Raw genomic sequence first — 12993 nt, forward strand, 5'->3', positions numbered from 1 at the left:
AAAATCAGGATTAGGCTTTAGGAGGACGTAGAATTTCTTGCCAATAGCCCACTAGATGTTGAGCTTGATAACGAAAATGGGGGGATGATTGTACTAAAGCGGCTTCAAGCTGAACCACTGCAAGCGGTTCAACGTCTAAAAGCGTCAGCGTCGTTTGGCAGTGATACTGTGCACACTCCTGACACTGAACTTGCTTATTGTGCAGCATATCCGACGCATGACAATTGCTCTTTGTCATGTCGCTTTGAGCCATATGCATTTGATGTCCAGAGACTGGACTCAATGACTTCGTTTGATGACAGTCGGGCATGCTTTGCATACCTGTTGCATGCGCTGAACTTTGCTCACTGGTTGCAGTCTGCATACTGAGTTGCATCATTTGATGCACCGGTGCTGCCGAAGCTTGGGCAATACCACTCCACCCCATTACCAAAATAATGAGTAAGACAAACCAAGAATGTGTCTTGAGCAATGAACGCACAATCAATCCTATTTAGTCAGTGAAGAATGATATTTCAACGCAACAAAACGCTCTGTGCATGTAAATGCCTGACTTTTTGTTGCTGATCCCAATCTACAGGATAAGCAAAGAATGCTTTATACACAAGTTTATAAATTTAAATTCAATTACTGCGACGGTTTAGCCACTACGCACACTTAAACAATAAAGTTATTTTTTAAACAGTGCTATTTTTAAGTAAAGATGAATAAAGCATCAGTAACAATCAGGCTTTCACAGCATAAAAAAGGACTAAAATGAGTCCTTTTTATACATTTAACGTCTAAATACTAAACCCTTGCTGTGTAAACGTTTGAATATTAATCAAGTTATCCATATCGTTATCAACATAGATATCCACCAGTTTATCCATAAAGTTATCCACAAGATGTATAGCATTTATACCTATGAGCTTAAACCTTTACCGCACCCACTTTTGCAAGCTCTGCACGCATATCATCAATCACAGCTTTATAATCTGGTTTTCCAAAAATAGCTGAACCAGCAACAAACATATCTGCACCCGCTTCCGCAATCTCGCGAATATTTGCAGGCGACACGCCGCCATCTACTTCTAAACGAATATCACGCCCTGAAGCATCAATAATTTTGCGCGCTTCACGTAGTTTATCTAAAGTCATCGGAATAAATTTTTGACCGCCGAAACCTGGGTTCACACTCATCAACAAAATTTGATCGACTTTATCGAGCACATAATCTAAATAATGTAACGGCGTTGCTGGGTTAAAGACCAAACCCGCTTTTGCACCGCCTGATTTAATCAACTGTAAAGAACGGTCGATATGGTCAGAGGCTTCTGGATGAAAGGTAATAATGTCCGCGCCTGCTTCTAAGAAGTCACCAATCATGCGATCGACAGGTTTGACCATCAAATGCACATCAATTGGGGCTTTGATGCCGTAGTTCTTGAGGGCCTTACAAATACCCGCACCAAAAGTCAGGTTTGGCACATAGTGGTTATCCATCACATCAAAGTGAACCACGTCTGCACCTGCTGCAAGTACATGTTCAACGTCTTCACCTAAACGGGCAAAGTCAGCAGAGAGAATAGATGGTGCAATTAAATAAGGCTTGGACATGCGTGTACCTGGCTTATACAAAAGGGAATGAACGCATTATAGCAAATTCAGCTTTTGAACTGGGACTTGTGAAAAAAGAAAGCGCTAAGCTTTCTAAATTTGCAACGTAGCGTTGCAACATTCAACTTTTCATTTGACTTGAAACTGTTATGGTAAGAGATCAATCGACGAGGTAAATATGAAAAGTACTGCGGATATTGTCACGACAGATGCGGCTCGAATTGCAAAACGACTGGTGAATCATTGGAAACATAAGTTTGAAATCGAACAAGAACCCAGTAGTTTTACCATTATCATGCCTGAAGCCCGCATACAGTTAAGCCCTCAAGCCGAACATTTACATGTCAGCATTGAGGCGAGTGAAGAGAAACTGAGTCACTTAGAACACGTGGTCTTAGACCACCTGATCCGTATGGGACAAACGCCACTCACGGCAACATGGACACAAGTTTAAGTCAGCGGCTGAATTGAATTAGTTTGATAACCGTTGCTGTTGGTTAAATTGGCGAATAGCCGCAATACGCTCTTGGGTCGCAGGGTGACTTTGGAAAAATGAACCAATGCCACCGTCCTCCTCTTCTTCGGACTTCCCTTGCGGCTGCTTTTCTTCCTCTTCGGCACGTGCATCATCTTCCATACGCGCTAAAAAGTTTGCCAAATGTAAGCAGGAGATATGGTTTTTATCCAGCACTTGCATGGCATACAAGTCCGCATCACTTTCAAAATTGCGTGAATAACTGGCACCAACCAAAGCCACAGGCAAAGTTGTAAATAAGGCCGAACTGTCCCCCGTCACCGCAATCAATAGCACACTAAAACCTAAACTGGATAAGGCTTGCTGTAAGCTATGCCGCTCGACCAAGTGCCCTTGCTCATGTGCTAAAACCCCAATAATTTCATGATCATCTTTGGCTAAATTAACCAGTTCATCGGTCAGAATAATGGTGTTGTTTGGCAGCGCTAAAGCATTCGTTCCAATTTGTCCACCTGCACGAAACAGTACTTTGGCAGGTTGCCCATTGGCAACAAGGTCTTGATAGCTTTGTATGATTTGTTTTTGACGTGCAAGAGGGATAGTCGAAGGTCCCGTCAGCTTAAACACTTGTTCTTGCGCTTCATCGCCGAGTTTATAGATGGTATCGGCAGGTAGTTGCATCGCGACATAATGTGCTGTGCTTGGAATACCCCATCTTAAAATGGCGAAGATAAAAGCGGCAACAAACACCACACTAAACAAGATGAGACTTGGTGAGCGTTCTAATTTCCAAATCGAATGCTGTACATGCTTTTTGTTCAACTCAAACCAGTCAGGCAATGCTTGTGGAAATTCAATCCGTGCATCATCTTTCAACTCAATCACAGGTTGAATCTGCCCCAATGCCCCAATCAACTGCATATCGGCATAGTAATAACGACGCTGCTGCTGGTTATAACAGATCAACACCGTTTCTCGGTCTATCGGTGCAATCGTGGCTGGATAAGGCTTAGAAATCTGCCCATCGTAAAAGGTGATGTTTTGTTCCTGCATTTAAGCCTCGTTACAGCGAAATATCGATGTCAAAAATATCACTCAGCTCTTCAGCAATGGCATTCGGGTCATCTTGAGCCAAATTGTACATACGATCTGGATCATTTTTTAGGGTTAAAGTTAATGACTCAATTTGATACTGATATAAACGTACCGCAGCCCATGCAGATAACAAACCGAGCGAGAGGATTTTTAAAATCCAGTTGGTCATCACGATCCATGCATAATGCATCTGACCACAGTCCGTTTGGAAAGGGCTACGCCCCAACGTGGCTTTATTCCATGTGGTAATAAAAATACGCGCCATCATCAACGGCCAAATCATAAAAGCAGCAATCATATAAATCACCGCCACGATGATCCCAAACTGGGTTGGAGAACTGCTCCCAACTTGAAGGGTGAAGGCAACGAATAACCCTAAAACAAAGACAATTCCAATAAACAAAAATACGGGCACATACATGGCACGCATATAGTCAGGCCAATCGGCATGTAGCTCAAAACGTAACTGCCCGAGTTGTAAGTTATCCAGCGTGTATTTTTTAAAATACCAAAACAGCACTGGGAAAAAGATCCCAAGGGTAAAGATGTAAATCAAAATGCCTTTCAGCGCCAAGATATAGGCTTCTTTGGTCGTGCCTGTAAAATAAAAGCGGCTATTACCAAATTTACTGTTCCGCGCTCGGAAACGAATGGTTGAACGCACCAACCACGGAACCAATAAAAAGATGATGAGGAAACCAATTAAAGAAGCTTGCCAAGATACCTGAGCCAAAGCTGAAGCGCCAAAGTACACGCCCAAAGCAATAATTCGACCAATCAGGATACGTGTAGGTACACCCGTAAAATCAAACTTGCGGCGATAAAACACCGTGTTGCCATAAAAATAGCGTAAGCGTCTAACCTTCGCCCAAGGCGCATATAAACTGAAGGTAACAATGGTCAATAAGATATTCACAATCCAAATGCCAAAGTACTCTCGGGCATTACCACGGAATTGGAAACGAAAGGTCTGTCCCAAATAGGCGTTTGGCTCATCCGTGGGAACAGCTGGTGGAGGTGGCCAGCTTGCTTCAAAAGAAGCCTCTACAGGTGGCAAAGATGCCTCTGAATTTTGCATGTATACCCTATCTATTGTTTTACTGTTTTATTTTTTAAGAACAAAAAATCAATCACCCAACCATGTTAATGCCAGTGCTGGATGATTTCTAGTCAAAAATTAAGAATAAATATGACAAATCAAGATTTAAGATTCGAGCTGTACGGCATGAAACTGCAGGTGATCATCAATAAAACTTTGAATAAAGTAATAACCATGGTCATAGCCAGCATGTTCGCGAAGCATCAGTGGCTGGCCCGCAGCCTGACAGGCTTGCTGAAATAATGCAGGATTGAGCTGGCTATAAAACTGATCACTCAAACCCTGATCAATTAAAATATCGGCAAAATGGGCTGTTTTTGTTTGGACCAAAGCGCTTGCATCATGTTTCAGCCACTCAGCTTGATCTGAACCTAAATAGTTTGAAAACGCTTTTTCGCCCCAAGGACATTGGCTTGGTGCGCAAATCGGAGCAAATGCAGACACCGACTTAAACTTCTCAGGATATTTCAAGGCCAAGGTTAAAGCACCATGACCGCCCATGCTGTGCCCGAAAATACCTATACGCTCTGCTTGTACAGCAAACTGCTGAATCACCAAATCATACAACTCTTCAGCGACATAGCTTTCCATCTGGAAATGCTCAGCCCACGGTGCTTGGGTGGCATTGATATAAAAACCTGCCCCTTGCCCAATATCCCAATGATCACCTTGCGCAACCTGTTCACCACGAGGTGAAGTATCAGGCGTTACCAAAATCAGACCTAGCTGAGCTGCTAAACGCTGTGCGTGCGCTTTAATGGCAAAGGTATCTTCAGTACAGGTTAAACCTGCCAAATAAAATAATGTTGGACACGCTTGCCCTGCTAGCGCTTGAGCGGGTAAATAAATACCAAACTTGCTCTCGCCTTGAAGGCTGATGGAATTAAATCGGTAAATACGCTGTTCACCATCAAAACTACGGTTAGATTGTACTAATTCCATCAGGGTTCCTTTTTAGATCCAAATTAAGGGGTTGTAGCAACTTTAGGTGGAAACAAGCGCTGTTCAAGTTGAGGAAGCATCAGCTCCATATTTTTACCCATCGACCACTGTGGTTCAGACGGTTCAAAGCCTTGTGCTGTTTCCCATTGGCTCACAGTCTTTTGTGCTTGGCTAAAAGCAGTTTCTATACTGTTTTGTTCACGCATTGCTTGATCAAAAAACGCCCGACCAAAATAAGTATAATCTGCTTCATTGGTACAACCAAAAGACTGACGGTCTGCTGCCGAAGCAGTAATGATCAAGGTATTGTCATTTTGCAGTGCAGGCACAAAACTCCCAGAGAAACACGATGAAATAACAATCACACGCCAGCGAATGCCCGATGCATCTAAGGTTTCACGTAACCATTTCGGGTCGACCTGAGTTAAGTCTAAAGGTGCATTTTCCATTTCGAACTGGTTCGGTAAACCATGCGAGGTCATATATAAAAATAACACATCACTTTCACGGTTCATCTGCTGTCCCATACGACGCAGCGCCATTTCAATACTGTGTTTAGAAGCTATCGGAATTTCTGTCCGTGTAGCAGGGTTATTCACCAACATCATCGAACGGCCCAACGTACCAAAACGCGTATCGAACTGTTCTTTGATTCGCTCGACTTCTGAGCGAAATACATCTTGATAACTCGCTCCCGCTACACCAAGGAAATACCAATGTGACTGGGCAAATTCGCCATATTGCACAGACTCTAGTGCTTTATTGAGTAAGCGACTTTGTGCATAAAAGGCATCTTCTGCAAAGGTTGGTGGTGTTTCTTCTACTTTCCAAATCGGCTGACTGGTCACTGACATTTGCCAAACCACAAGGGTAAACAGCGTGGCCAAGACAATCAAGGCACGCTCCCACCAAGGCCATTTCAGCTCACGCGAAAACACCCACACCACAGCCAAACTCTGCCAAACAAACAGTACCATGAACACATTCGGCAGGTAGTCGTAGAAGAAATACGGCAGGACATCAATCATGCCTAAATATTGGATAAAACTTTGTAACAACGCGATATGCGTATCCAACACCAACCAGAGCAGTGCTGGTACCAACATCAAACGCGGATTATTCACCCGTTGAGACAGAAAAATCCCGACAATCAGGGCAATAAAAGGCCAAAGTGCGTAACTGACCAAACCTTGTGGGTTAAAGTCACCGATCTCTCCTGCGCTCAACCAGCTAAATAAAGTATTGGCTGAGCCACCTAAAATCCCCCAAAAAATGAGCTGCATAATCGAAGGATGGACAATTTGCAAAGAACGTCGTGAACCCAGAAACAACCACATCCCCGCAGTTTGGTTGCTTTTAAAATCATGCCAAAAGTTGATGGAGGGTTTGAAGTCGATCATAAGATTCTAATTAAATTGTGACTTGCGTAGGGACACACTAAGTTTATGCTTGATCAGCATTTTATCAATGATGTTTTTAACTATATAACAAATCTTTGCATACTTTTGAAGCAGTCTTCCACTTCAGTCTAAGCGTTCATGCTGAAAATAGGCATCAAAACGGCATGCATCCCCCAGCCACTGATGAGTAGTTTCTTGATTTGCCAAAAATACGGCCAAGCGAGGACGTTTGACCACCACCCGTTTTGCCACTTTTTGCGCTAAGCCAAGCAGATTATCGCCCAGATCCATTTCACCATCTTCAGGCAATAACATATGTAAAAGCTGCATTTGCTTTTTCACTTGTGCCTGTTTTTTCACCGCTTGCTGATTTTGATCCCGTTGCGGAAACATCGGATCTAGATAAACCACATCGACCGTATTGCCCTGCTCTGCTTGTTGCTGCAGATACTGTGCGGAATCTGAAAAAACCAAGTGAATTCGAGTCACTACAGGGTTTAAAAATGCATCTTGCAAAGCCTGTTCCTTACTTGACTCTAACAAGGTGAATAAAATGGGATGGCGTTCTACCAAAGTGACATTGGCGCCCAAATGTGCCATGAGCAGTGAATCATGCCCAAGCCCTGCCGTTGCATCAATAAGCTTAGGTTTTTCAGTCAAGTGGCAAGCACGAGCAATCATTTCAGACTTTAACGACGCACGCTTTAAACGTGGAACTTCAGCTTTCCAATCCGGCTGCATTTTCATGCCATTGGCACAAAGCCAAAGCCCATCGGCATCGGCACACAGACCCAGTTCAGGATGAAAACGGAAGAAACGTGCATTTAACTTTTCGGCGACTTCGATGCTGACCTCGACACCACGAGAAAAAAGCACAGCAACATAGTGCTGTGCTTTTTCTAAATGCTCTTGTTCCACATATAAGCGCATTGGGCTTACCATAACTTCCAACCCGTAAAGGCAAACAATAGAATCACTAAACCTGAAGCGATGCGATACCATGCAAAAATCATGAAATCACGCTTCGCCACATAAGCGACTAAAGCACGAATCAACAGTAAAGCCGAGATAAAAGAAACAATAATGCCTGTTGCCAATACCATCCAATCTTGTTGTCCGTCAAACACATGCGCACTTTGGTACAAATCTAACAGACCTGCACCAATAATTACGGGAATACCCAAGAAAAATGAAAACTCAGTGGCTGCTTTGCGCGATACACCTAAAAACATCGCACCAATAATGGTTGCCCCTGAACGTGATGTCCCTGGAATTAAAGACAGCACTTGAATCAGGCCAATCCAAATCGCATCTTTGATACTCAGGTCTTCAACTTCATGCACGCGCTCTTGTGGTGGATGCTTTTCAATCCAAATAATAATCAAGCCACCCACAATCAAACCAATGGCAATGGCAATATCATTAAATAAAAGCTCTTTCACCGTTTGACCAAATGTCAAACCAATCAGCACAATAGGAATCGATGCTAAAATTAGCCCAATCCCGAGACGGCGACCTTGGGGTTCACCACTAAAAATCCCCGTTGCTGCCCCCCACAAACGTGCCCAATATTCATAAATGACGGCTGCAATTGCCCCCATTTGAATGGCGATCACAAAGACATCACTTTTTTCTTTGGTCCAGAAATTCATGAGTTCTGAAGCTAAAATTAAATGTCCAGTACTCGAAATGGGTAAGAATTCAGTAATACCTTCAACAATACCCATAATTGCCGCTTTGAGCAGCAGTAAAAGATCCATAAAAAACCCTAATTATGCTTTGCCCTGTTCCGGGATTTTTTTCCAAGCGTTATCACGTAAATAGACTGGAAGTGCAAGTTCAGCACTCACCCAGTGTTGTTGCTGTGCATTCTTGCGCGCAATTGTGGCAATATCTTGCGCGGTTGCACTTAAATCTTTGTATTGTATTTGTGATGGGTCAATTAAGGTTGCGCCTGAACCAACTAAAATAAACGGTGTACATTCAGTAGCCGCGGCATAGCTTAAAAGCTGCTCTTCATCGACGGCTTGCATGATGCCATCTGCATCTAATTGAAAACTTGCAATATAGACTTCACTCATACGAGCGTCTAAAACTGCTGTGACTGTGGTTAGACCATACACACGATGTGCAGCTTGTGCGAGCGCTTGTAAGGTTGAAACGGGAATCACAGGCAAATCATTCGACCATGCCAAAGCTTGAGTCACGGCGGCATTAATACGAACGCCGCTAAAAGAACCAGGACCACGGCTAAAAGCGATACAAGACAAATCTTCTGTCTTAATATCCAACTGTAAAAACCCTTGTTCAATCATTGGTAGAATCGTTTGCGTTTGTGCTTTTGCGCGCGTATCCAATTGGAAAAAAAGTTCTTGATTTTCATCTACAATAGAGACGGAACACTGCTCATTTGCAGATTCCAATGCCAGCACTTTCATGCACAACCTTAATGATTTAATCTATAAAAACGTGGCTATGATACTCCACTCAAAAGCACTAGGCGAGATGTTCTCGGAACAGAGCTAAAAAAGCCTAGAAAAATCTAGGCTATATTTGAAAAAGCAGATTTATAAATATGCAGGTTCTAAGTCCGTAAACTGTTTAAAATGTTCGGCATAATGCAAGGCACTCATTTTCAAACGAGCCTCAGCCGTTTCATCCAAAGTTTTAACCGCTTTACCCGGTGAGCCCATAACCAGAGAATTATCTGGAATGACTTTACCTTCCGGAATCAGTGCATTCGCGCCAATAATACAATTTTTCCCAATCACAGCATTGTTTAAAACGACAGCATTAATCCCAATCAGACTATTATCCCCCACTGTGCAACCATGCAACATGGCTTGATGCCCAATCGTGACATAATTGCCAATATTCATTTCAATCCCAGCATCGGTATGTAAAACCGCATTTTCCTGAATATTGGTAAAGTCACCTAATCGAATCTTGCAATTGTCTGCACGTACGACCGCCCCAAACCAAATACTAACCTGCTGCCCCAATTCGACTTGACCGATCACTGTAGCATTTTCCGCAACCCAGCCATTCCATGGTTGATGCATTGCCTGTGGGGCATGACCTTTAAATTTGTACAACATATTTTTTCCTTAAAATACTCAACTTACTTTGGGAGCCGAAAAGTCGGTGAATTGACTAAAAATGGCCACTCTTTATGGTAGCCTAAACCATATTGAAATAATGCAACCAACATACGTGCTGTCAGCCCCCAAACAATTTCATTTTCCACCCGCATACTCGGAAAATAGAGAGATTGATGGGCAAAACGAACTTCATAAGGCACCGCAGGCACTTCCATCAGCTGTTTGAGTGATGCAAAGAAAATACGATCAATTTCTGTCGGCTGGGCAACCAATTCGACTTCAGGCGGAATCAGCCCGACCACAGGTTTGACTAGCATGCCATTACGGGCCTTTTGCATCGGCAAATCACCGAGCAGCTGTACATCAAAAGGATTCAATGCGGTCTCTTCATAAGCTTCACGCAAGGCAACCACGATATTACTGGTATCTTGCGGATCTCTTTTTCCGCCAGGAAAAGACACTTCACCAGCATGATTAGATAGGTAAACAGAGCGGCGGGTCAGTAAAACTTTGGGATTTTCTTCATTGGTGATCGCGATTAACACAGCTGCATCTGCCGATTTAATTTTGCTTGAAAACCGTAACTGTTGCTGCAGTATGCGTGTTAATGAATGTTCATCCATTGAACGTCGTCCCCATCATTCTTTTTTTCATCATAGCTGAATTTGATACTGAAAAAAGAGAAATGATGCCAAAATTTAATTTTTAAGTTATGCTGAGTCTGAACTTTATCATTGATGATGAATATGGACTTTTGCAGCAATTGCGGACAAAAAACAACAGAACAAATCCCTCTTGGCGACCATCAATTGCGTCGTGTTTGCACCTCTTGTAGTTCTATTCATTATGTGAACCCTAAAGTGATTTGTGGCGCACTCGCACTTTGGGAAAATAAAGTATTGTTATGCCGCCGCGCTATTGAACCGCGTTATGGGCTATGGACTTTACCAGCAGGTTACATGGAGTTGTTTGAAACCATGGAACAAGGTGCTGCACGAGAAACCCGTGAAGAAGCTGAAGCGGAAGTTGAAATCGAACAGCTATATTGCATGTACAATATTCCGCGTATTGGTCAAATTTATGTGCTCTTCAAAGCGAACTTAGTGGATGGAAAATTCGGTGCTGGCGAAGAAAGCATTGAATGTCGTTTATTTGAAGAAGATGAAATTCCTTGGTCAGAACTGGCTTTCCCAAGTGTCGAACATACCTTACGTCACTATTTTGCCGACCGTAAAAGTAATCAATTTAATCTTCATCTCGAAACCCTAGGTACACGCTTAGACCATACAGGTTAATGTTGCCTAATATCAAAAAAAGCCCATCGATGATGGGCTTTTTTTGTGTTTACAACGATATTATTTTGCTAACACTTTATAGCAATCAGCAATTTCAATTGAAACTTCGCCTTCACGGAAGTCTGCGGCTGCTTGATTGGCAATGCCATTTTTTTCATAATAGTTACTCAAATACGCCTTATAGATATTGGTCCACTTTACCCCTGCACCAGAAAAATCACTGAGGGAAATATAAGCACTTTCATTAACATTGGCAGACAATAAATTACCGAGATTAACGCGTGCCCCACCAATCACTGTAGAGGTCTGTTTTCCTTCACTATTCACATCACTCACAATATTGGTATTTGCGCCAATAACTGCACCATCAATTTTATCAAAGATAGGATTTGCCAAGAGGATACGGAAGGTTACCGCTTTATTTGAAGTATCTGTCGCACCCAGTGTCCCAATTCGGTACTGTACTTGATTGTTATCTGTCGTTAAGGTTTCACCCGTTGTTAGTAGCGGTGTACATGCCGTCGTTTTATTATTAGCGGACTGCATATCAGTACGAATATCTCCCGACTCATCAATTGCAATGCCTAAAGCCACGCTATCACTAGAGTTTTTTCCCTTAAAAATTAAGTTGGCATACAGTGGGAAAATATACTTCTGCCCAGACGCTACATTACTCTTAGACTTAAATACATCATTATCTAAATAGCCAATTGGAAAAATTTTAAAGGCATCAAATGAACCTTTGAAGGTATCTGTGCCATAATTTTGCTGCCATAAACCATAGGATGATGGGCTAGCATTTGGATCCTTGGTTAATTGCTTATAAAATTTTTCCGTCCCTGCAATTAGATAGTCATTAAACAGCTTGCCTTGGGTAATGGTGAAATCATCCGAATTTGGATCTGTCAGATTAAACTTAAATGGTTGCTGAATACTTTTAGTTAAGGGGTTAATCCAAGACGTTTGTGCTAAAGCATTCATTTTGGCAGGTTCAATATTTTTCAGTAAATCGACCGTCACACTGGTTGCCAAATCACTGCCTAATTGTTCTTTTAATGGTCCACGCCACTGTACACCTGAACCAAAGGTATAACCTTGTCGATCCGTTAGAATAATAAAGCTTCCAATTAAATGACGAAGATTAGCAGGACTAGTCTTACAGTCTGTAGCATTACAACCATATAAGCCTTGCGGTAAACCAATCCCTGTCTTGTCCGATAGAGCATTTGCAAAAATCGGGAAGTCCGCTTGATAGGTGGCAGAGTTATTCATGAGCACCAATGTTTGGACCACTTTAAAAGCATCCTCATTGCTGACTTGACTGACATCAATCCATGGCCGGATTTTATCTACGTATGCTCCTGATGCATAATCTTCAGCACTAATTGATGCCAAGAGGAGTGATAAGTCTGCTTTTTTAGAGGCTAAAATACCAAAAGGTTGTACATCGCCAGCCACGCCAGCACCACGCTCTAGACCTAAAGCTTGAAAAATTTTCGCCAAAGCCATCGCAATTTTTACGGTCTTATCATTTGGACTCAAACTGGTTGCAGCCGTTCCACCATTTAACCCTTTTGCCATATCTAAAATACTAAGGCGTGGCAGTGAAGCTGAAACCGTACTCACATTGCCAATTTCAGACAAAGGAACGGTACCGAGTTCGACTTGTTTATCCGAACTTCCAGTCAACAAGAAGTGAATTTTGTCCCCTTCAGAGCATCGGCCTGTTGCCGCATTGGTTTTCGGCTCCATCAGAGTCATATAAGTATTATCGGGGTCGCTACTACAGACAAAGTTAATCCCATCAACTGGATAATCCAAGGCAAACTCAACACAGTTTTTATCTTTCAGCAAACAGCTTCCGTTGACAGAATTCACTTGATTCGGCTCCGGATTCACATTGGCACTTTCTCCACCACAACCAGCTAAGGCAACAACCAATGTCGACAAGGTAAATGGCCATAAAATTTGTTTTTTCATTTTCATA

14 protein-coding genes are annotated in these 12993 nt (G+C 42.5%); 2 read left to right on the forward strand and 12 right to left on the reverse strand.

Features of this window, described 5'->3' with window-relative positions:
• Nucleotides 1–10: 10 nt before the first annotated feature.
• Together PTT44_RS16405 and rpe are read right to left on the reverse strand one after the other, a co-directional pair.
• On the reverse strand, nucleotides 11–481 hold the full coding sequence (locus PTT44_RS16405; RefSeq protein WP_273795706.1) for a hypothetical protein: 471 nt from the start codon (nucleotides 479–481) through the stop codon (nucleotides 11–13).
• Nucleotides 482–912: 431 nt separating this feature from the next.
• Nucleotides 913–1599, reverse strand: coding sequence for a ribulose-phosphate 3-epimerase (gene rpe / locus PTT44_RS16410; protein WP_004694978.1), 687 nt, complete (start codon nucleotides 1597–1599; stop codon nucleotides 913–915).
• A 178-nt stretch (nucleotides 1600–1777) separates the two neighbouring features.
• On the opposite strand from rpe, the gene PTT44_RS16415 reads away from it, so the two are divergent.
• Nucleotides 1778–2053, forward strand: a complete 276-nt coding sequence (locus PTT44_RS16415) for a DUF2218 domain-containing protein (protein WP_273795707.1) — start codon at nucleotides 1778–1780, stop codon at nucleotides 2051–2053.
• 18 nt (nucleotides 2054–2071) lie between these two features.
• Here the strand turns inward: PTT44_RS16415 and PTT44_RS16420 are convergent, their stop codons facing one another.
• The 9 genes from PTT44_RS16420 to PTT44_RS16460 form a co-directional block, all read right to left on the reverse strand.
• Nucleotides 2072–3127 carry a M48 family metallopeptidase gene (locus PTT44_RS16420; protein ID WP_273795708.1) on the reverse strand — a complete coding sequence of 352 codons (1056 nt, stop codon included), beginning with the start codon at nucleotides 3125–3127 and terminating at the stop codon, nucleotides 2072–2074.
• 10 nt (nucleotides 3128–3137) lie between these two features.
• Nucleotides 3138–4247, reverse strand: coding sequence for a YjgN family protein (locus PTT44_RS16425; RefSeq protein ID WP_004694984.1), 1110 nt, complete (start codon nucleotides 4245–4247; stop codon nucleotides 3138–3140).
• Nucleotides 4248–4373: 126 nt separating this feature from the next.
• Nucleotides 4374–5210, reverse strand: a complete 837-nt coding sequence (gene fghA, locus PTT44_RS16430; protein ID WP_273795709.1) for an S-formylglutathione hydrolase — start codon at nucleotides 5208–5210, stop codon at nucleotides 4374–4376.
• 23 nt (nucleotides 5211–5233) lie between these two features.
• On the reverse strand, nucleotides 5234–6610 hold the full coding sequence (locus PTT44_RS16435; protein WP_273795710.1) for a C13 family peptidase: 1377 nt from the start codon (nucleotides 6608–6610) through the stop codon (nucleotides 5234–5236).
• A gap of 123 nt (nucleotides 6611–6733) precedes the next feature.
• Nucleotides 6734–7552, reverse strand: a complete 819-nt coding sequence (locus PTT44_RS16440; protein ID WP_159153699.1) for a class I SAM-dependent methyltransferase — start codon at nucleotides 7550–7552, stop codon at nucleotides 6734–6736.
• Entirely contained in the window at nucleotides 7546–8370 is an 825-nt protein-coding gene (locus PTT44_RS16445) for an undecaprenyl-diphosphate phosphatase (RefSeq protein WP_238893908.1), read from the reverse strand. Before PTT44_RS16445 ends, PTT44_RS16440 begins: the two co-directional genes overlap by 7 nt.
• A 12-nt stretch (nucleotides 8371–8382) precedes the next feature.
• Nucleotides 8383–9048 (reverse strand): tRNA (adenosine(37)-N6)-threonylcarbamoyltransferase complex dimerization subunit type 1 TsaB, encoded by a 666-nt coding sequence (gene tsaB, locus PTT44_RS16450; protein ID WP_273795711.1) that lies wholly within the window; start codon nucleotides 9046–9048, stop codon nucleotides 8383–8385.
• Between the two features lie 129 nt (nucleotides 9049–9177).
• The gene (locus PTT44_RS16455; protein ID WP_273795712.1) at nucleotides 9178–9708 is read right to left on the reverse strand and encodes a gamma carbonic anhydrase family protein; all 531 of its coding nucleotides are present in this window, start codon (nucleotides 9706–9708) and stop codon (nucleotides 9178–9180) included.
• A 23-nt stretch (nucleotides 9709–9731) separates the two neighbouring features.
• Nucleotides 9732–10334, reverse strand: a complete 603-nt coding sequence (locus PTT44_RS16460; RefSeq protein WP_273795713.1) for an NUDIX hydrolase — start codon at nucleotides 10332–10334, stop codon at nucleotides 9732–9734.
• A 123-nt stretch (nucleotides 10335–10457) separates the two neighbouring features.
• Here PTT44_RS16460 and PTT44_RS16465 point away from each other — a divergent pair, with 123 nt between their 5' ends.
• Nucleotides 10458–11006, forward strand: a complete 549-nt coding sequence (locus tag PTT44_RS16465) for an NUDIX hydrolase (protein ID WP_010325974.1) — start codon at nucleotides 10458–10460, stop codon at nucleotides 11004–11006.
• Nucleotides 11007–11066: 60 nt separating this feature from the next.
• On the opposite strand, the gene filF is transcribed toward PTT44_RS16465, so the two are convergent.
• Nucleotides 11067–12986: a putative pilus system protein FilF gene (gene filF, locus PTT44_RS16470; protein WP_168159411.1), complete on the reverse strand. Its 1920-nt coding sequence runs from the start codon at nucleotides 12984–12986 to the stop codon at nucleotides 11067–11069.
• Between the last annotated feature and the right edge of the window lie 7 nt (nucleotides 12987–12993).

It is taken from the genome of Acinetobacter sp. Gutcm_16, assembly GCF_028649355.1.
Classification (GTDB): Bacteria; Pseudomonadota; Gammaproteobacteria; order Pseudomonadales; family Moraxellaceae; genus Acinetobacter; species Acinetobacter johnsonii.